This is a genomic window from Paenibacillus sp. FSL E2-8871, assembly GCF_038000345.1.
In the GTDB taxonomy this organism is placed as follows: Bacteria; Bacillota; Bacilli; order Paenibacillales; family Paenibacillaceae; genus Paenibacillus_AQ.
The window spans coordinates 5,036,075-5,057,508 of the sequence record NZ_JBBOBV010000001.1 but is presented as its reverse complement, the minus strand read 5'-3'; the positions used below and the strand labels follow the sequence as shown (position 1 = coordinate 5,057,508).

The window sequence follows — 21,434 nt, the reverse complement described above, 5'->3', positions numbered from 1 at the left end:
TATGGGCCAACGTATCCAGCATCTCCGCCTAGAAAAGGGATTGTCCCTATCTGAGCTTGCGGACAGAGCGGATGTTGCTAAGTCGTATCTTAGCAATGTGGAGAGAAACATCCAGTCCAATCCTTCAATCCAGTTTATCGAAAAGATCGCCGACGCGCTTCAGGTATCCATCCATGCTTTGCTCTATGGAGAGCCTAATGATGCTGAGGAATCACCTTTAGATTCGGAATGGTTCCGATTGGTGCAGGAAGCTATGGCCTCAGGCATAAGCAAACGCGAATTCAAGGAGTTTCTGGACTACCAGAAATGGCGCCTGGATCAGAAGGATTAATCCTCCATCTGACCTGATAAGATCCTCTTCTACTCATACTATTAAACATAAGCGCCTTCGCTCTCCTAACACGGACGGCGAAGGCGTTTGTATTCTAGCAGAATACAATGATCATATACGGTGTGAAACTTATACTTTCATATACACCGAAAAAGAGCACAGCGAGTTATCGCTGTGCCCTTTTTTAAAATATTACGCACTGAATGTATTACTGCACGGCTTGCACTGTCTTCTCATGAAAGAAGCGACGAATTTCATCTGCCTTTATGCCAGCCTTCTTAGCTGCTAATAATAAATGGACCCACTCTACGTCTAGATCAATGACCTGCTGTTCTCTGTTGCTTCCCTGGTTGGACTTGTCCAAAAAATCTCCTCCTAAGATTTTAGTCCCCAGGCAATCCGGCTGTCATAGTATTTCTACCTTAGACCCGCGACTTTGTGCCCCTGCCTTTCGGCAGGTTTACCTTTTACTGGACCCTTTACACGAAAGGATCTACTTTGAATATATGAAAATCGCTAACTGCAATAACATTATACTATACTAAAGTGGAAAAGTGTGTCGATTTCTGATTAGTTTTTCCATTAAAAAACAAAAAATAGAAGCTCTTTTGTGCGATATCTTGTCCTTTTAACACGATACTCGTCCTATTCATAAAATTAATTAAGCCGATAGAATGATACTTCCTTCCCTATTAGTTAAAAATAAGGATATTAGAATCATTTTAGTGGGCCTTAGGAATGGGTAATGAGAAGAAACAGCGTTCTTTTCATTAGAACAAGCTAACCCATACCATTTTGCGAACGTATTGGACGAAAGAATGAATTGATTACACGTGTGGAAAGTAGCACAATAAGATGAGAAATGAAACCGCAATCATCACAGCTCCAGTAAGCGTTGACACAAAATGTCACGTATGGAGTTCATCCGTTAAGGAGGATGTATTCATGGCAGCCAAAGAGCCCTATAACGAATCCATTTGGAGTAAGTATTACGGACCCAATTTAGGCTACATTCAAGAAAGATATGAACAGTTTGTGAAAGATCCTTCCACCGTAGAGAATAATTATCGCGAGCTTTTTACAAATTCGGGTCCCCCACCCCTAACACCGGATAGCGAACCGGCTCCACAGCCTCGCATTTCGGGAGACACCGAATGGCTTAGAAAGGCAGTAAGAGCTTCCAAGCTAATCGCTAATATTCGTATATATGGCCATATAGCCGCTGATATTGATCCGCTTGAGCGCGATCACAATCCCATGGCTAAATATCTTGAACTCGAAACCTATGAGCTGACTCGTGAGGATCTGCTCGCACTACCTGCCACGCTCATTTGGGAGAATGCGCCGAATGATGTGCATACCGGATGGGATGCAGTTCAGCGTATGCGTCAGGCTTACACCAAGACAATCGCCTATGAATTCGGGCATGTGCATGAAGAACAAGAACTGAAATGGTTGAACAGACAGGCAGAATCCACAAGCTCACCAGCGCCTTTAAATAATGCAGAACGTAAAGAGCTGCTAAACCGCCTGATCCAAGTAGAGCAATTCGAAACCTTCCTCCACAAAACCTTTGTGGGTCAGAAGCGGTTCAGCTTGGAAGGCAATGACGCTCTCGTACCGATGCTGGATGAAATCGTACGCGCTGCTGCGCATGACGGCGCAGAGCATATTCTGATGGGCATGGCGCATCGTGGTCGCCTCAACGTTCTTGCACATATTTTGGGCAAACCTTATGACATTATATTTTCAGAGTTTCATCATTCTCCGAACAAGGAGCTTTTCCCTTCCGAAGGCTCTACAGGCATTAACTATGGCTGGACGGGTGATGTGAAATACCATCTGGGTGCAGATCGCGCTGTCCGTGAAGGAGAAACCGTACGCACAAGAATAACACTAGCGAATAACCCAAGTCACTTGGAATTCGTCAATCCTGTCGTGGAAGGCTTCACTCGTGCTGCTCAAGAAGATCGGAGCACAGCCGGATTGCCGAAGATTGATACCAGTAAAGCTATGGCGGTACTGATGCATGGCGATGCTGCTTTTCCAGGTGAAGGGATTGTTGCAGAAACACTTAATATTGGCAAACTTCAAGGTTATCAGAATGGCGGGACGATCCATATCATTGTTAATAACCGGATCGGCTTTACGACAGAAAGCGAAGACTCCCGTTCAACGCATTATGCGAGTGACATCGCCAAAGGATATGAAATTCCAATTATCCATGTCAATGCTGATGATCCTGAGGCCTGTATATCAGCCGTTCGTTTAGCTAGTGCATATCGCAATCAATTCAAAAAGGATTTCGTTATTGATCTCATCGGCTATCGTCGTCATGGACATAACGAAATGGATGATCCTGAAACTACACAACCTATCGTGTACGGTAAGGTACGCAATCATCCAACCGTTTACAAGGTGTATGCGGAGCGGCTACAGCGTGAAAAAATTCTTACAGCTGAAGATGTACAAAAGATGCACGTTGAAACAGAAGGCGTATTGCAACGTGCGTACGATAGTATGAAGGAAGGCAATCACAAGAAAAAAGAACCAAAGGCCTTCATTCCTCTTCATACAGATCGCTCAGCGGCAGGCACTACAGCCGTACCGATCTCCAGTCTGCAAGAGATTAATCGTGAGCTACTGAGCGTACCTGATGGATTCCAAGTCTATCCGAAACTGGAGCGAATTCTGCAGCGTCGCAAGGACGCACTGAATGAGGGTGAAAAGGTCGACTGGGCACTCGCTGAGTCCCTCGCCTTCGCAACCATCCTGAAGGATGGAACGCCAATTCGACTTAGCGGTCAGGATGCACAGCGTGGCACCTTCGCACACCGCCATCTGGTGCTGCACGACAGCAAGACAGGAGAATTATTCTCTCCGCTTCATCAGCTAAGTAATTCTCGCGCTTCCTTTGGCGTATATAACAGTCCGCTATCTGAAGCTTCTGTGCTAGGCTTTGAGTATGGTTATAATGTGTTCGCACCAGAAACCTTCGTCATCTGGGAAGCACAATATGGCGACTTCGCCAATGCAGGTCAGGTTATATTTGATCAGTTCATTGCCGCTGGACGTGCGAAATGGACGCAGCGCAGCAATCTCGTCGTCATGTTACCGCATGGCTACGAGGGACAGGGACCCGAGCATTCCAGTGGTAGATTGGAACGCTTCCTACAGTTATCCGCGGAAGAGAACTGGACCGTTGCTAACTTGACCACTGCTTCTCAATATTTCCATGTCTTGCGGCGCCAAGCTGCTTTATGTGGACAGGAAGACGCTAAACCACTGGTGATTATGACGCCGAAGAGTCTCATTCGTAATCCGCGCAGCACATCTGCCGGAACTGAGCTCGCTTCCGGACAATTCCAGCCTGTGTTAGCTGAGCCTCTGCTAGGCCAGAAGCCAGGTGAGGTCAAACGTCTAGTAGTCTGCAGCGGTAAAGTAGCTATCGACATCCAAACAGAGCTAGAAGCTGCTTCAGACAAAGATTGGTCATGGCTACATGTACTGCGCTTAGAGCAACTCTATCCGTTCCCAGAACATGAACTGAGTGCTCACTTAAGCTCCTTCACATCCCTTCAGGAAATTGTCTGGGTGCAAGAAGAGCCGAAGAATATGGGCGGATGGAGTTATACCGAACCTCGGTTACGGGCCATCGCACCGCAAAACACTAGCGTGAGATATATCGGACGTCCTGAACGTTCCAGTCCTGCGAGTGGTTATGCAGATGTTCATAGCTTTGAACAGCGTAGAATTGTTTCAGAGGCCCTAAAAGCAAATTCACAAGTACAAACAGCTGTACCGTCCTCTTAAGAGGACGGTATCACAATAGCGTAAACCATTATGTTTGGGGAGGTAACGGCCTGTGTCAGAAATCTTAGTACCCGATCTGGGAGAATCTATATCCGAAGGAACCATCTATAAATGGCTGGTTAAAGAAGGCGACACGGTAGGTCAAGGTGATGTGCTTGCTGAGTTAGAGACGGATAAAGTGAATTTGGAAATTAGTGCGGAGGTGGAGGGTGTCATCTCCTCCATCCTACGTCAAGCGGGCGAAAACGTAGCCGTTGGCGAAGCCATCGGCATCATTGGAGCCGCTAGCGGCAGTACGCCGCAGGCCGCTGAGAGCAAAGCGCCTGAAGCGGCACCGGCAAGCGGCAGCGCAGCAGCCGCACCTGTAGCAGCGCCCGAAGTCGCTGTAGCGGGTGGCGAAAGCCCCGCTGCATTGGCATCGCCGGGCGCACGCAAGCTGGCACGGGAGCGCGGCATCGACCTCGGCGATGTTAGCGCCCGTGATCCTATCGGCCGGATTGGTCAGGCCGATGTGTCCGGTCATGGTGCAGCAGCGCCACAGGCCGCTGTACCGGTAGCTCCGGCGGCACAAGCCAAGCCGGAGCCAGCGAAGCCGGCTGCGAGCAAAGCCGCGCCAGAGGATGGCAAGAACGTGGAGCGCAAGCGCATGTCGCGCAGACGGCTCACGATTGCCAGCCGCTTGGTAGAAGCGCAGCAGACCGCAGCCATGCTGACCACCTTCAACGAGGTGGACATGACAGCGATCCTCGACATCCGCAAGCGCCGCAAGGATGCTTTTAAAGAGAAGCATGAAGTAGGACTAGGCTTCATGTCCTTCTTCACCAAAGCCGTGATCGGTGCGCTGAAGACCTACCCTCTGCTGAACGCAGAGATTGACGGTGAAGATCTGGTTGTTAAGAAATTCTACGATATCGGTATTGCCGTTGCGGCTAAGGAAGGTCTAGTGGTTCCGGTTGTCCGTGACGCAGATCGCCTCAGCTTCCCGGAAATCGAACGTCAAATTGGCGAACTCGCTTCCAAGGCACGCGCTAATACACTTAGTCTCTCCGAGCTTCAAGGCGGTACGTTCACTATCACCAACGGCGGTGTATTCGGTTCCCTATTATCCACCCCGATTCTGAATACCCCTCAAGTTGGTATTCTAGGGATGCATAAGATTCAATTGCGTCCAATTGCGCTGGACGAAGAAAGAACCGTTAACCGTCCAATGATGTATATCGCCCTTTCCTACGATCACCGGATCGTTGACGGCTCTGAAGCGGTTAGCTTCCTCGTCAAAGTGAAGGAATTGCTGGAAGATCCAGAAGCCCTGCTGCTGGAAGGCTAACCCTGATCGATCTTTCGACTTAAGAATATAAAGAAGGTATCCCTAAAGCTTCGCATTAGGGATACCTTCTTTTATATCTGAATCAACTATTGAGATGAAGTATTTCATAAGTACAAGGTGAATCATGAATCCCTAGGTTAGAAAGTCCGGCGTTGTCGGGAATGCTTCCTACCTTGCATATGATCTAACTGTATTTTATACACTTATTTATTTCTGATCTCCCATATCCTCTTCCTTAATTGCATTCTCTACAACTAAAATCCGTAAAAACGTTTATTTCCACTAATCTAACCAGTAATAGCTGTATTAAATACAACTACAGGGCTTATATAAACGTGTTAGTTAACTTTAATTGTACATAGTACAACTAACTTAGCGCAAGCAACTACAAAACTACAAGAATCTACTTCAGCAGCTCACCAGCCACCTGCAGAAATTGCTCCTTGGTCAAAATCTTATCTCCGTAGCTGCCGAGTGTATAATACGCATCCTGCTTCTCGTTATACCAATTCAGATAATCGTAGCTGACCTCTTCCTTCACTACTTTGTTATAGATCACTTCTGTGCCAGCCACTATAATCTTATCCGCTTGATTCTCAGGTTCTTGCTCCACGAACACTTTCCCGCCATGCATGATCGTGGCAGAGATACCTATAAAAGCATTATTCTTCGAATAAATTGCACTGATCCAGCCTGGTTCCGACCAAGGTATAGCCTTCATAAATAAATTACTACTTCCCTTATCTTTGTTTGCTTGGGCAGTAAGATCTTGTAACGTCTCCTGATATAGAGAACTGTTCTTCTCCGCATCCGTAGTCGGATGATTAGGGTTTATAACCCCATATTCAAAAGCATACCCTGCTGCCAATGCAGGAAGCATCGGCGCCCCTGTCCGTTTGATTTCCTTCAAAAAATCAGAATATGCGCCTATCCGCTGCTCTTTATACTTAAAGGACAATTCTGTTGCCAAGGCTGCTGCACCTGCATTATTGTTCACAAGATAGGCGATCAATTCTCCCGGTTTAGCGAAAGCATCTACTTTCTGTGCATACTTATCATAGGAGGCTACTCCTGCAGATTCATTCGGCGCAACATGCTGAACCTTCACTACGCCTTCACTATTGCGGATCTGTATATATTCCGATGCAGCATAAGCTGTCACTGAGATCATCAGGAACAAGGCTAACATACTGGCAATTGCCGTTGTTCTATTCATCGTCTTCAGCGAGAGCGAGAACGATCGCTTTCGATCTGATATGCCACGGATATGTCCCATAACCTTCTCTTCTACATCGATCTCGCCCAGATGTTCATTGCCGGCTGAGGCATACATTACATCTGGGTATTCATCGCTGATTGTGGTTCGTTCCATCTGATCTCCTCCTCCAATTTCATAGCTTCCTGCACTCTCCGCTTGATCCGGTTCATTCTCTTCGTCAGTGCATTGGGACTGACCCCAAGAATTTCGCTTATCTCCGCATAAGTTTTTTCCTCGAACACCCGCAGAATAAGCATATTCCTCTCTTCCAGCGACAACTGCGCTAAAGCGGCTGACAATGAGGGATTAAACAACCGATCATCCAGCTCTTGTTCCGGACTTGCAGACATAAAATCAGGCTTGAAGATACTCATGACTCGCTTTTGCAAGCGCCGTCTGCGCAGCAGGTTTAAGCAATGATGATACGCGATTCGATAGAGCCATGCCGAGAAATGCATCTGCGACTTGTATTGATGGATAGATTGATAGCCTTTTACCAAAACATCCTGAACTGCGTCCTCCGCATCCTGCTTGTTTTCTAACAAACGATAGCAATAGCGGTAGATTGGCGTTTGGAAAGCTCTAACGATAAAAGCATACCGTTCGATATTGCCCTTTTGAATACAAATGATTAACTCTTCCAGCTCCTTTGGGTCTAGCGAATCCTGTGGCGTTGTAAGCACCTCCTTAACCTTTATATCTTCTATAACACTTGGGCAGCGAAAAAAGTGCCTATGTAAACCGAACTATTCTCCCAAATTCACTCCAATTATACACATGTAGAGGCTAATAAGGGCTATACAGTCCGTGACTCTAGCAAAATGAGCCAAAAATCAATAATAGCTGCAATACGGACCGTGTTTCTGTAATATTCTCCAATGAGTAATTCATTCTGAATTCAGATCACCTTAGTTTTTTTGTTTCACACGCTCCACGGACTACTGCCCGCCAATAGAAAAAAGACGTACAACTGTTGTCAGTTTGTACGTCTTTGTTTAATTTATTGTCTTTTTACCTTTAAGCCGTCCGTTCTGTAGCTTTGAGCCGAAGCGCTTTCTTCTCTTTCGCTTTCTCCACCGGCGGTTTTAGCGAAATCGCGATGATGCAGGCCAGAAGACACAAGAGACCAAAGATCACGAAGGTAGGTTTAAACCCGCCCAGGAAGACGGCGATGAACGAACCTGAAAGGGCTCCAATACCGAAACCTTGATATACGATTCCATAGTTCTTACTGTGATTCTTAAGACCAAAGAAGTCACTGACAATTGCCGGAAACACTGTAATGTTACCCCCGAAGCAGAATGCAATGGCAGCTACACAAGTGAAGAACAGTCCGAAATTCAGCGTCGCATAGCTAAGGGTCAACATAGCGGCTGCCGTTACTGCAAGAGAAGCGCCTACCAGCTTCAAACGGCTCATTTTGTCAGACAAGGCACCCAAGATCAAACGTCCTGCTGTATTAAAAATTGCGATCATCGCTACGGCATTAGCTGCCGTCTGTACATCAAGTCCAGCCAGCTGCACACCGATGTCTTTTACAATACCGATCAAATACAGACCACACATACAAGCGGTAAAGAAAATAATGAACAACAGATAAGCTTCTTTCGTGCGTAGCATTTCTTTTACCGTGTAGTCTTTTGGTTTAGCGATAGTCGATGTTGCTGTTGCACCCAGTGATGCCGCTTGTACTGGAGCTTCTCTGACGAGTAAGGAACCGATTACAATCATCACCATAACAATCATGCCCCAATACATAAACGTATTAGACACACCCACCGAGTCGATCAAACTACCATTGATATATTTAAAAATCAAGCTTCCCGTTCCGTAAGCACCCACGGACACACCGGAGATTAAGCCTTTATTATTCGGAAACCATTTAATTAAGTTAGATAATGAAGTGATATAAGCTGTTCCGTCTGCAAAACCAACGATTACACCAGCCAATACATAGAACATTAGAAGCGAATTCGCCTGAGAACTAAGAATCAATCCTAGACCAAGCACAATCCCTGCGGCGGCAGTTAACCGGCGAAGACCAAAACGATCCTGCAATTTCCCTGCGAACAAAGTCGCAAAAGCGAGTGCAAAGCTCGTGATCGAAAACGTAATCGAAACAGAATTAAGCTCCCACCCGAATTTTGTTACCAGATGTGCATTGAACAAGCTCCATGTATAAATGGTACCTAGACCCATCTGCATAATTACTGTTCCTAATACGATAAGCCACCGTTTGGCGTTTTTGTTGTCCATCGTCGAAGTCATGGTCTATTCCTTCTTTCCCTCTCGTGATCTGCTACAAGAGCTTCTATTGCCTCTTTATTGTAGCTAAACCAGCGGATGTTGAGAGAAATCTGGCATGAGATGACGAAAATGAAGAATGAACTGCATTTATAGGCGCATGATCTGCCTGAATTCCTTTACCTTGCTTCGACTTACCGGCACCTCAAACTCCAAATCATGCAGGCGCAACAAGTATGTATTGTTGAACCAAGGGATGATTTCCTTGATTTTGGACAGGTTAACGATATAGGAACGATGGCAGCGGAAAAAACGATCCTCCGGCAGTCGATTATAAAAATCGCTGATGCTGAGCGCCATACTATATTCCTCACCTTTAGTTATTACGCTCGTACTTTTCTCTTGTGCGGAGGCGTAATAAATATCATCAGCATTCACTACGATAATCTTCTCATTTTTCCACAGATTCACCTTATCACTTACTGGATTACGTTCCTCTTCCCCCTGTCTTCCGCGAGCAGCGAACGCCCCCTCTAGCTTGTGCAGCATAGCCTTAATGCGAACCTCGCTGTAGGGTTTAAGAATATAGTCAAACGCTTCAATCTCAAACGCCTCGGCGGCATGCTCCTTATACGCAGTAATAAACACTATATAAGGTTTTACCGAGAATCTGCTAATATTCTGAGCCAGCAGTACTCCGTCAATCGAGGGAATGTTAATGTCCAGAAAAATCACATCTACCGTCTCAACCTGTAAAAATTTGAGTGCATCCAGCCCATCTTCAAATTGTGCGGCAATATCAATTCCGCTGTGAGTCTCTATTAAATAAGCCAGTTCCTGTCTCGCTAGCTCTTCATCCTCCACGATAATTGCTCTCATAGGCCCTCCTTTTTGACATCAAAATAAATGTTCGTCCCTTTATCGAGCCTCTGAATTGTAAGACCAGTTCCATAGATGAGCTTGACCCGTTGATGTACATTAAACAGTCCGATCTTATTCTCCGGCATATCGCCAGCATAGACCTTCTCTATGGTTTCTTTGCTGATGCCCGCTCCGGTATCCCGAATGCCAACTCGCACATTATCGCCTTGATCTTTTACAGAAATCGTTACGGTTCCCGTCCCTCGTACCTTCAGTATGCCATGTATGATCGCATTCTCTACAAGCGGCTGAATGATTAGACTCGGAATCCGAACCTGAACCTCATCAATATCATAGAGGACATTAAGGCGACTTCCGAAGCGCGCTTTTTCAATCTCTACGTACTGTTGAACCTGTTGCAGCTCGCGCTTAATATCAATGAATTCATCCGTCAGCTCCAGATTGTATCTCATATAACCAGACAGATTCACGATCAGCTCGCGCGCCTTATCCGGGTTAATCCGAATCGAGGACGCAATCGCGTTCAGCGCATTGAACAGAAAGTGTGGGTTAATGCTTGTCTGCAGCGCCTTTAGCTCTGCTTTGTTCGCCATTTCTTTAATGCCCTCAACCCGCGATACTTCCATTAGCGTAGAGATCATTTGCGACAAACCTACAGCCATAGCTTGTAGAGAATAAGTGATCTTGTGGGCTCTGGTGTAATAGATTTTGAGCGCTCCCGTCACTTCGCCTTTTTCCTTCAATGGAATAATAATCAGCGATTTAATCTCCGGATTCACATAATCACTATCGTCGTTACGGATCGTAATTTCACCACTGGACAACGTCACCTTAGTTTCTTCACTTATAATTTCATTGGTCGTAGTATAGTCCTCTTCCCCAACACCAACGTAAGCGAGAATGAGTCTTGTATCCGAAATAGCTACAGCGTCTGCACCGATATCTTCTTTGATAATTTGGCAGATGGTACGAAGCGACTCGGGATTAATATTGCGAAAATAAGGCAAGGTCTTATTGGCAATATCCAGTGCCAGCTTGGACTGCTTCGCCGCAATCCGTTCCTTTTCACCTTCCACACTCTGCACTAGCATGACAATCAGACCGACACTAATCTGGCTCATAATCATCGGAAAAGCAATTTTGGACACGATATCCACACCCAGCGACGACGGTTCGGCCATCACTAGAATGAGCAGCATCGTCAGGGCTTCACAGGCCATCCCGGCCAAAATACCGGCCATCCAGCGACGTTCACCAGAAGTGCGGCGGTATATTACCCCTGACACAATCCCTGCGGTAATACTCGTAATCAGACAAGGAAGAGAGGTTACCCCTCCGATATCAATTAAAAAACGGTGAACCCCTGAGATGATGCCTGTTATGAGTCCTACCCATGGCCCGAACAAAATCCCACCAGACACGATGGCGATAATTCGCACATTCACAAGCGAGCCTTCCACATTAATGCCACTATAGGTACCGAAGATGGCGAATAAACTGAAGATCGTCGTCGCTATGGCAAGCTCCTGCGGGGCGTAGGTTCCTTTTTGAAAAATCTCTTTAAACCGCGGCAGACGAGTCAGCACGAACAGACACATCAGCAGTAGTGCTGCTCTTTCGAATAATTGCAGTAATATCGTAAACGTATATTGCACGGTCTCCGCCTCCAAAGGACTAGATGTCGACTTATTATAAAGATAGTTCATGCCTCTGTCCATTCAGCCTATCCTTTAATACCTCTATTGAAACTCTTGTTGTATGATATGAACAGAATAAAAGCATACATATACGGAGGTGGGCGGTTTGCAAAAATTAGAACACGAGGCAGATATCATACAGCTTGTACAAAATGATCCCTGGATGATGGATATATTAGAAAATGCTAGATCGCTGCAGTTACCTGACTGGTGGGTTTGCGCTGGCTTTGTGCGTGCAAAAATTTGGGATACCCTTCATGGCTTCGAAGAACGGACACCTTTGCCAGATGTTGATGTTATTTATTATGACGACAGCAATCTTCAAGAGGAAGTGGAGAAGGATTGGGAGGCGAAGCTAAGAGATTTAAACCCCAATGTTCCCTGGTCTGTTAAAAATGAAGCAAGAATGCATACCGTCAATCAACTTCCACCTTATACATCAGCTGTTGATGCGATATCCAAGTTTCCGGAAACCGCCACAGCGCTTGGGCTCTCCCTAGATCCATCGGGTAAAATCATCCTAGTCGCTCCACACGGAATTTCCGATGTTATTCATGTAGTATTACGACCTACCCCACATTTTACTGAAAACCCGAGCTTACTCCCTATTTATGAACAACGCGTTATTAAAAAGAACTGGCAGGCGACGTGGAAACAGTTGCAGATCAGCACTACCTAAAATAACAAAAAGCAAGCCCCCAATATAGCAGGGCTTGCTTTTCTGGTTTTATTACACCGCCAAATCGATACCTACTACACCAACGACATCTCCCTGAAGATTCTTAATCGCTCTGGATAATGTAATACAAGAACGCTTCGTAATCGCTGATACATAAGGCTTCGAGACATATTGACCTTCATTTATGGCCCCATTCCACCAATCACGTCGCTTGGCATTCAAGAGGCCAGCCGCTGGCTCGGAATAGATAAAGGTCCCATCCGTCCGATTGGACCAAATGGCTTGTACATCCGGAATTTTTTTAATGTAAGAGGTCAAAACACCTTGATGAACTTCAGTATCTGGGTCGTACAGTTCTTCCTTAGCTGAAATTGTCTCCAAGAGACTCTGCATTTCTTGAAGCCGGGCAGCATATTGGCTCATCTCGATTTCTTCTCGGGCTGCTATGCTGGTAACCGATTGCTGCAACGATTGCGACTCCGCTAACAGATTAGCGCTGACTTCGTTCAGCTGCCCGATCTGGCTCCGCTGCCGTGTCACCTGTTCCAGCGTAAGATCGACATTGGCAATCGTCTCATTCACGATAGCCACTGCCCCACTCAGCTCCGTCGTCACTTCAACAATCAGCTTGCTCTGCTTCGCGGCAGCATCGATGGTTTCTGTTACGGCGCTGCCTACCTCATCGACTCTCGACGCGATATCATCGAGTCGAAGCTTCACAGTGCCGACCTCGTTCACCCCACGTTCCACTGAAGCTTGCTCTTTCGTCACGGATTCCAGCACCTGCTGTACTCCGTTATTTATGTCGAGCAAGATGCCAGAGGAACGGTCTACCGAGCTCTTGCTTTGATCAGCCAGCTGCCGAATCCGGCTGGCCACCACCGCAAATCCGCGGCCCTGTTCCCCGGCCCGGGCCGCTTCTATGGAAGCATTAAGCGCTAGCAGTGAGGTCTCATCCACAATTCCGTTAATAAGCGTATTGATCTCTTCTACCATCGCAATATGATTACTCAAGATAGTAAACTTAGCTAACATGTCCCCGCTCTGCATCTGTAAATCCTTCATCACAGCATCTGCGATGCTCAAGGAATCAACCATGGTTGTCATTCCTTGACGAGCATATTTCATATTTGACCCCAGTCTCTCCGTCAACTCTTCGATATGTGCGGTAACGGATGCTACTCCGCCCATTGTCTGATAAGCACCTTCAATATTAGCTTTAGCTTCGTTACTGCGAATCCGCAAATCCATCTCATATTCATGTGAATAATCTGCTGTCCGTTGCAGCTCTTCTGTATGACGACTGATTTCTTCGAGTGCACCATGCAGTCGGTCCGACGTAACTACAATCTCATTGCCAAGCAGCTCCACTTTACTATTAGCTTCCTTCAGCAGCACTTCTTTCCGATAACCGTAGCGGGACAAATTTAGCAGGACCCAGCCTAGAGAAGCCATAAGCAGGATGATTACCAGCTTATGAATCCAGAACATGTCTATCAACAAACTGTAAACACTGACAAGGAGCAACAGGACGACTACAAAAATCTGGCTAGGGCGAATCTGCATCATTATTCCCACTCCACTCGATTGATGTTATGTATTCTAACATTATATCAGCAGAGTTAATTAAAGGAAATACTTTCTATACTATTCCTTTTCGATCAGTCTTTCCACACGCAAATCCATATCCCTGGAGGACCTACACCAACGTAACCGTAATATACGAATATATTTGGAGATAATTGGTCGAGAGGGAATCCGTAATTATTGTCGAATATATAAGCAAATTGCCACTGGAAAAGAGGAACACATTATGCATACTACATCTCAAACTCCTCGTCAGACCCATTGGAATCGTGTGCTCCTCAATGCATTCTGGATCATCCTGATTGTGGATTTAAGTATTCATATGTTTATTTCTCTATGCTCATGGGATCAACATTCGGATACCTTAACCATGGGAGAGTTTATTGTACAGTCGCTGATTCCTGATTCGATCATAGTGACTTTGATCATTATTCTGGAGTGTATCTATAGATGGAAACCCCTCTGGTCCGAGCTTGCTATTACAGTAGCGAGCCATTTATTTGCGTTTCTGTTGATCATCAATCTCAATGATGAACTGTATGTCACGTCATTAATTATGCTGCTGCCGCTGCTTGTATCCATGATCTATATGAAATCTAGTTATATGATAGTCTCTTCTGCTGTTTGTCTACTGTACACGATCATTTTATTCATCAACGCATCTAATCACGGGTACGTACCCATCACCCAAACTATCATTATTGTTCTTATTTTTGCTGCTACTGCTTTAGCAGGCTTTGCAGTCATCGGTCGTGGGCGTGATTTGATGCGATCGCTGGAGAACTCCGTAAAGTCAGAACAGGAATTACGCATTCAGAATATAATCATGGACCGGCTATCCAAGATCGATCCGCTGACGGATCTTTATAATCATAAGACGTTTTATGAATACTTAGGATGGCTGATCGATCATCAGCAGAGTAATCCATTTCCCATGCAGCTAGCCGTTATGGATATCGACAACTTCAAAAAAGTAAATGATTCCTATGGGCACTCCGTTGGAGATATCGTATTGCAAAAGGTTGCAGCGATCCTCCTCGAACATGTCGGACCTGATGATTTCGCGGCTCGCTATGGCGGAGAAGAATTTGTCGTCATTCTGACTTCTAAAACCCTTGATCATTCTCATGAGATTATGAAGCGTATTCTTACGTCCATCTCCGATACCCATTTTGCGGAAATGAACGGTACAAGCGTAACCGTCAGTATCGGTATGCATGATTTCGGAGGTTCAGATTCCAAGAATTCTACATTTCAGAAGGCAGATGTTGCACTTTACGAGGCTAAGAACACGGGGAAGAATAAAATCGTAATCAGCTAAAGACCGAACACAAGCAAAAACGCCTTCGACGTCCCTAATGGACGGTAAGCGTTTATGCGAGAAATATAAGGAAAAATATATAGCGTGAAACTTATAAATTCTTATATTTGAACAAATAAGCCCACGGATCTTTTCACGGGCTTGTTTGTGTTCATCTGTTTGAATCTGACTGCTAAATCCCATAGCGCCTCTGTGTTTCCAAAAGCTCTTCGACTGCCTGCTTTGGCACAGGTCTGCTAATCAGGTAGCCTTGAACCTTGTCGCAGCCTAATTGCTTGAGCAAATCCATTTGAATAACCTCTTCTACACCCTCTGCTACAACTTTTAGTCCCATATTATGCCCCAACTGTATAATGGACTGCACAAAAGACTGGCTGTTAGCTTTTTCTGAGAGTGAATCAATAAAGGTTTTATCCATCTTGAGCGTTGAAATCGGCAATTGCTGCAAATAGCTAAGTGATGAGTAACCCGTTCCGAAATCATCCAAGGCGATACTAATGCCCTTAGATTTAAGAAACTGCAGCTTACCCAGAATACTCTCAAATGATTTCATAAAAATAGACTCCGTGATTTCCAGCTCAAGACAGCTTGGATTTAGGCCACTTACTGCCAGACTATCCTGTACCATCTCGATAAAATCGTTCTGGAATAGCTGAATAATCGAAATGTTGACCGATATTTTATAAGGAACACCTGTACGATCTTGAATACCTTTCATAAAGATGCAAGATTCGCGAAGCACCCATTCACCAATATCGATGATCAGTCTGGAATCCTCAGCAATTTTTATAAACGAAAGTGGAGATACAGAACCAAGCGATGGGCTGTTCCAACGAATTAAAGCTTCAAAGCCTGAGATGAATCCGGATTCGATATCCATCTGGGGCTGATAGTTCAGTTCAAATTCATTATTGTTCATAGCACTGCGCAAATGTTTCTCTATATTCATTCGTTCATTAAACGCTGTATGCATCGATTTGTCATAGACTACATAAGTTCCCTTGCCATCCTCTTTAGCGCGGTACATCGCCACATCCGCATTACTCAAAATTTGCTCGGCCGTCTCCCCATCCTCTGGATAAAAGGAAATTCCGATGCTTAGCGAGACGTACAGATTACTCTCTCCTATTAAAAAGGACTGCCTGAACGCTCTCATTATACGCTCTGCCAGATTCAATACAGCCTCACGGTCCTCTGTATCCTTAATAAAAATAACAAATTCATCTCCACCTAGCCGTGAGAGCATATCTCCTTCCCGCATCAGTGACTGCAATCTCTCACTTGCCTTCCGGATGAGTACATCCCCGGATTTATGACCTAAGGTATCGTTGATGTATTTGAAATTATCTGAATCTAGAAACAATAGTGCAAATTTCCCTTCCGGATGCTTTAGATACTTCTCCATGGTCTCCAGCAGACATAAACGGTTAGGTAAATTACTGAGCGCATCCACATAAGCCAGACGATGCATATGTTTCTGATTGTCTAGAAGCATATTATATTGTACTAGAAGCTCCTGTTGAGTAGTCGCGAGCTGCTCATAGGTCGCCCCAAGTTCTTGGTAGCTGTTGCTCAAATTAAGCTCCGCTTGCTTCCGCTCGCTGATATCAATCAAGGAGCCCATGAATAACAGAACTTCATCCTTTGGATTAACGGTAGCCTTACCCCTAACTTCAAACCACACGATTTGATTGTCTTTGGTAATCATGCGGAACTCCGTTTCGAAAATAGGTGTAACACCCTCCAGGTGATCATGTTTAAGCTTACGGGTTGAGGCTAGGTCATCGGGATGAACAATACTAAAAGCTCCCTCTTCAAACGAGTTGATTTCATCCTTCGTGTAACCTATGAGGTCATACCATCGGTCTGATAAATGAAATCGTCTCGCCTCCAAATCAAACTCCCACATATATGCACCAGAACCTTCTGTGGTGAGCCGGAAACGTCGTTCACTGATTTGAAGCCTATTAAATTGTTCCTGTAGATCGACCTCTGTCGCTGAGAGCTCTTCGTATGTAGCTTCCAATTCCTTATAACTTAGCTGTAGCCTCAGCTCATTTTGTTTACGATTATCGATATCCACACCTACAAGTACAAAGATATCGGCTGCTTGCTTATCAAGTCCTTTTAATAAGGCTGTCCGGAATGAGAAATATCGCGCTTCAGATGACTGGTCTGGGAGCTTAATTTCTACGTTGTTAACATATTCATTCCGTATTGCCCGCATCAAAAGATCACGGATTGCAGCCGTACTACCTTTTAGACCATCGATATCCTCAATATTTACTCCCAGCACCTCTTTTTCGCTTAAACCCGTCATCCGCTCAGCAAACTTGTTAAACCGCACTACCTTTTTATCTGCCTGCACCGCCCAAACTACCATACCACTATGCTCTATAACATCCTCAAAAAATTGATGCTCTGAATAAACAGCACGCCGTAAACGATTAATATTCATTTTAAGCAGGACTCCACCCAGAATAAGAAGACAGAATAGAAGGATTGCTCCGTAAACCCATCTTTTGTGGATCATGCCTTTATAATAATCAGAATGAACGAAGAAATAGTTCTGGTACAATTCTTCAAAAGCACCCGAATGCTGTAATTCCACCAATCTCTCGTTAACATAAGAAACTAACTCCGGTGTAGACTTATTGATTGCAAAAGCCACATCCCTGGGATAAAGATCATTCATTTCCTTAATAATACTGTCCGTCTTCCCCTGTTCAACGAGCAGATAATCGACCACCTCCTGATTCTCAAATAGAAGGTCAATCTCCCCTTTTTCTAAAGCCTCCAAGGCTTCAGGAATCGTTGCATATTCTACGTAATCATTAATTCCCAGTTTCCCGTTCAGTACTGTTTCAGAATACTGCCCGTTTCCTAAACCTATCTTATAACCTCCAAGCTTATTTAAATCGATCTCACCCTTAAGCCCTCGCCTTGCGTAGATTGAAATATAGCTTTTGAAAACAGGTTCCGAAAATAACAACTCTTGTTTTCGTCCTTCCGTTACTGCCATTAGACCCGCTGTTTCGATATCTCCCTGAACGAGCCGATTATATACATCAGGCCACTTCCCTGTACTGTAGTGGACATCGTAATCCTGCTTCTCAAAGATCATATTACTCAATTCAATATCAAAACCGGTCATGTACCCATCTTTTATATATTTATAAGGTGGATATTCCAGCTCTACTTGATATTCGATCTCCTTTCTTTCGGCGTGAATGGCAGTAGGAGGTAAGAGCATAAATAGAATGCTAATCAGAAGCAACAGTCTGTACTGCTTCATCGCTCATTCCCCCTTTTTACTGAATTTACAGTAATATCCTAAATGTTATTCGACAAAATATGGCAATACCCCTGCTTTTTCTTTCCTCGTCACATAATATACGCAAATCCCAGCAATGAACCCTTCCCTTTTTTAAATTATATAAAATTACGGATGCTACATTTTTATATTGCTTTTTAGATGGAAAATGTGGATAATAGCAATAATGATACAAGTTGATAATGATTATCATTATTAAATAAGTTATTGATTTCACTTTACTATATTTAAGTTAAAAGGAGACTGATCACCCATGAACGTTACCTCTACCCGAACAACACTACAGGTTGACGATTATCTGGATCTGCTCAATCTTGCCGTTAAAGTTGGAGATTTAAAATGGCAAAAAGAAATTAAATCCAGATTGCAATACATTCTTTGTCTGCCGACAAGATAATCTTTCTGAATATTCGCCGCATTCCTTTAGGGAATGCGGCTTCTTTTGCTTGTATGATTGGCAGCCATGTAAGAATAGGAGTATCCCCGCGTCACGTGAAGGTTAATGATATAGTATAATTATCAGCATAATATATTGAATACAAAGTCCTTCAGATTGGAGCGTGTCAGCTTGAAAAAGTATTTAGCTTTATTCTTATTGATCAGCGTGTTATGGATACCCGTTGCATACGCCGCCGAAATCCCTGCTCAACAGGGATTAGTAACCGATAAAGCTGGAATGTTTAGTTCCGCAGAAGCGACGTCCATTTCTGCTGCTGCCACTGGAGATCTCGTTACTATGCATGTACTCACCGTAGATTCCTTAAACGGCACTCCGGCCAATAGATACGCCGAGGATACTTACGCCTCATGGGGACTGTCCACTCGCGATATTCTCTTGCTGATCTCTGCTGGCGATCAGTCCATTGAACTTAATTTTAACAATCCTGGCTTTCAAACCTCGTTAAATGCCTGGTCCCAAAATCAGGGAGGGAAATCAGGAAGTGCTGCCATTACAGCGCTGCTTGATACTTATTTCATCCCTTATGCCAGAGAAGGAGACTTCGCTGGAGGGACAAAGGCTTTAATTAAAGCGGTTCATTCCATCGGGGAGAGTACCGGAAATGCTGGAGGAAGTGCAGGAAGCGGTAGCGCAGTTGGCAGTACGAATAGCGGTTTAGGGAACGGAACCTCCGGTAAACCAGGGAACTCGGTCAGTACAGGAAGCCGCTCCAGTAGCTCCATGTTTACGATTGCCGCCATTCTAATCGGAATCGTACTAATACTACTTGTGCTATTTTTAGTGATCACAGGTCTACGTCGACGCAAACAGCTAAACGTACAACAAGAGCAGTTATCCGATTTGCTAGTACGGACGAATCGAGCATTGGAGTCATTAAAGCCATTTCAAGGGATCGTTCAGGGAAAAACCGAGGTACTGGTAGAAGGCATTTCAAAACGACTCTCTGCAAAGCTCGTTGAAATCTCTTCACTGCAAAATGATGGGCAAGGTGTACAGCCACCCTTTTATCGTTTGACTGCCCTTAAGGCAGCCGTGGAACAATTACAGCAGACAGAGGACTCCTTCCGCGCAGCGCTTGAGGAGGAAGAGAAGAACATTGCTGTCATCAGTGAAGCTGATCGCAATGTTAAACAGCGAATTACAGAGCTGAAAGAGGATGCACCAGAGCTTGAAGAGCAGCTACAAGGTGCGGTTAAAGAAACCGGCTATGCACTTCAAGAAATTGTAGAAGAGCTCAAGGAGCTTGCCGAGGAGACCTCTAAGGCAGATCAATTGGAGCTTTTTGACCCTATCGCCGCACAAGAAATTACCGAGGATGCACAAGATCGCCAAGAAAAGATTGAACAAGACCTGAAGGATGTCGATCTCTACGATGATAAGCTAAACCAGTTCCCTACGGTATTAGCTGCAGCCCGTACCAAAATCACAAACATCATCGAGCAGAATTCACTCCACAACATGAAGGTAAAACCATTTGACCGTCTGGAGCAGGCCCGCGCAGAATCGCTGACGCTTGAAGCGCCGCTGCGTGTTGGAGATATGGATGAGGTGCGCAAGATTGGCGCCACTCTTGACCTTCTCCTGGATGAGGCTGTTGCTATGACAGAACAACAAGCACTCCTTCGGCAGAACAACCGCAGAGATTTAGAGACATTCCGCACCGAATGGAGCCAATTAAAACAGCGGCGAGACGGACTGCAAAGCCGGATTACCGAAGCACGTATGTATTTTGAAGAACAACATGTGTCAACTGTGGAGAACATCCTTACAGAGTGGAGCACACGCCTTCGGGAAGGTGCTAGTGAAGTGGCGCAGATTGAGAATTGGACCAGTGATGAGCGCGGCGAATATGATAAGGCCCACAATGCGCTAGAACAGTTGCTGTCCCTCCTAGATGAAGCTGCAAGACAGTTCGATGGTGTCTCAGAAAGTCTAAATGCACTTCATGAAAGACTGGATAAGGTCACTCGCCTCTTTTCCGAAGGGCAAAGCCGGGTGGAAACGACCCAGCGAATGCTGCATAGCAGAGGATTATCTTCTAGAATTCACTTCGAGCTATCCTTACTGCCGGAATACAGTGCACTGGATCATCGCCTGGCATCCCGGCCTTATAATCTTGAGGAACTGGAGTCCCTTGGCCGTTCTTATGATTCACAGATCACTTCCTTTGTGAATGAAGCGAACCGACTCGTTCGTCAGAAGGAAGAAGAAGAACGACTAGCTCAATTAGCTATGATGAGAGAACAGCAACGTCGCGCGCAGGCTCGCAAACGAATGTCCTCTGGCCCTCCTTCATCAGGTGGATTCGGTGGAGGACGCTCCTCCGGTGGCTCCTCCTGGGGTGGAGGCGGCAGCGGTGGCAAATCCTCCGGCGGATCTTCTTGGGGCGGCGGAGGGAAGTCCGGCCGAAATTCATCAGGCGGATCCAAGTGGTAGACTATCTCCAAACAAAAGACTCTTCCAGCCTGCTTGGGCGGAAGAGTCTTTTATTATGAATTACT

At 45.3% G+C, this 21,434-nt stretch carries 15 protein-coding genes and 1 riboswitch; of the genes, 7 read left to right on the top strand and 8 right to left on the bottom strand.

The features are described 5' to 3' along the window. The first annotated feature begins 1 nt into the window (after position 1). Positions 2-331 carry a helix-turn-helix domain-containing protein gene (locus tag NYE25_RS22890; RefSeq protein WP_042131791.1) on the top strand — a complete coding sequence of 110 codons (330 nt, stop codon included), beginning with the start codon at positions 2-4 and terminating at the stop codon, positions 329-331. A gap of 208 nt (positions 332-539) precedes the next feature. Here NYE25_RS22890 and NYE25_RS22885 read toward each other — a convergent pair whose 3' ends face one another. Beyond that, positions 540-695 (bottom strand): anti-repressor SinI family protein, encoded by a 156-nt coding sequence (locus NYE25_RS22885; protein ID WP_231573373.1) that lies wholly within the window; start codon positions 693-695, stop codon positions 540-542. A gap of 26 nt (positions 696-721) precedes the next feature. Continuing rightward, positions 722-806, bottom strand: a riboswitch (cyclic di-GMP riboswitch). Between the two features lie 470 nt (positions 807-1,276). Here NYE25_RS22885 and NYE25_RS22880 point away from each other — a divergent pair. Further along, positions 1,277-4,144, top strand: a complete 2,868-nt coding sequence (locus NYE25_RS22880; RefSeq protein WP_341146903.1) for a 2-oxoglutarate dehydrogenase E1 component — start codon at positions 1,277-1,279, stop codon at positions 4,142-4,144. A gap of 52 nt (positions 4,145-4,196) precedes the next feature. Then, entirely contained in the window at positions 4,197-5,471 is a 1,275-nt protein-coding gene (gene odhB, locus NYE25_RS22875; RefSeq protein WP_341146902.1) for a 2-oxoglutarate dehydrogenase complex dihydrolipoyllysine-residue succinyltransferase, read from the top strand. Between the two features lie 403 nt (positions 5,472-5,874). On the opposite strand, the gene NYE25_RS22870 is transcribed toward odhB, so the two are convergent. The 5 genes from NYE25_RS22870 to NYE25_RS22850 form a co-directional block, all read right to left on the bottom strand. Beyond that, positions 5,875-6,843, bottom strand: a complete 969-nt coding sequence (locus tag NYE25_RS22870; RefSeq protein ID WP_341146901.1) for a hypothetical protein — start codon at positions 6,841-6,843, stop codon at positions 5,875-5,877. Further along, complete coding sequence (locus NYE25_RS22865) at positions 6,804-7,412, bottom strand: RNA polymerase sigma factor (RefSeq protein WP_341146900.1); 609 nt, start codon at positions 7,410-7,412, stop codon at positions 6,804-6,806. Before NYE25_RS22865 ends, NYE25_RS22870 begins: the two co-directional genes overlap by 40 nt. A gap of 334 nt (positions 7,413-7,746) precedes the next feature. Then, the gene (locus tag NYE25_RS22860; RefSeq protein ID WP_339244437.1) at positions 7,747-8,997 is read right to left on the bottom strand and encodes an L-lactate MFS transporter; all 1,251 of its coding nucleotides are present in this window, start codon (positions 8,995-8,997) and stop codon (positions 7,747-7,749) included. Positions 8,998-9,123: 126 nt separating this feature from the next. Beyond that, entirely contained in the window at positions 9,124-9,852 is a 729-nt protein-coding gene (locus NYE25_RS22855) for a LytR/AlgR family response regulator transcription factor (RefSeq protein ID WP_042184277.1), read from the bottom strand. Continuing rightward, positions 9,849-11,453: a sensor histidine kinase gene (locus NYE25_RS22850; protein ID WP_340975098.1), complete on the bottom strand. Its 1,605-nt coding sequence runs from the start codon at positions 11,451-11,453 to the stop codon at positions 9,849-9,851. Before NYE25_RS22850 ends, NYE25_RS22855 begins: the two co-directional genes overlap by 4 nt. A gap of 262 nt (positions 11,454-11,715) precedes the next feature. Between NYE25_RS22850 and NYE25_RS22845 the strand changes: the two genes are divergently transcribed. Further along, positions 11,716-12,231: a nucleotidyltransferase family protein gene (locus NYE25_RS22845; protein ID WP_149646368.1), complete on the top strand. Its 516-nt coding sequence runs from the start codon at positions 11,716-11,718 to the stop codon at positions 12,229-12,231. 51 nt (positions 12,232-12,282) lie between these two features. On the opposite strand, the gene NYE25_RS22840 is transcribed toward NYE25_RS22845, so the two are convergent. Further along, entirely contained in the window at positions 12,283-13,800 is a 1,518-nt protein-coding gene (locus NYE25_RS22840) for a methyl-accepting chemotaxis protein (protein ID WP_341146899.1), read from the bottom strand. A gap of 244 nt (positions 13,801-14,044) precedes the next feature. Between NYE25_RS22840 and NYE25_RS22835 the strand changes: the two genes are divergently transcribed. Then, the gene (locus NYE25_RS22835) at positions 14,045-15,139 is read left to right on the top strand and encodes a GGDEF domain-containing protein (protein WP_341146898.1); all 1,095 of its coding nucleotides are present in this window, start codon (positions 14,045-14,047) and stop codon (positions 15,137-15,139) included. 172 nt (positions 15,140-15,311) lie between these two features. Here the strand turns inward: NYE25_RS22835 and NYE25_RS22830 are convergent, their stop codons facing one another. Beyond that, on the bottom strand, positions 15,312-18,434 hold the full coding sequence (locus tag NYE25_RS22830; RefSeq protein WP_341146897.1) for an EAL domain-containing protein: 3,123 nt from the start codon (positions 18,432-18,434) through the stop codon (positions 15,312-15,314). Positions 18,435-18,726: 292 nt separating this feature from the next. Between NYE25_RS22830 and NYE25_RS22825 the strand changes: the two genes are divergently transcribed. Next, positions 18,727-18,870: a hypothetical protein gene (locus NYE25_RS22825; RefSeq protein WP_167348483.1), complete on the top strand. Its 144-nt coding sequence runs from the start codon at positions 18,727-18,729 to the stop codon at positions 18,868-18,870. Between the two features lie 171 nt (positions 18,871-19,041). Continuing rightward, on the top strand, positions 19,042-21,369 hold the full coding sequence (locus tag NYE25_RS22820; protein WP_341146896.1) for a septation ring formation regulator EzrA: 2,328 nt from the start codon (positions 19,042-19,044) through the stop codon (positions 21,367-21,369). Positions 21,370-21,434 lie beyond the last annotated feature (65 nt).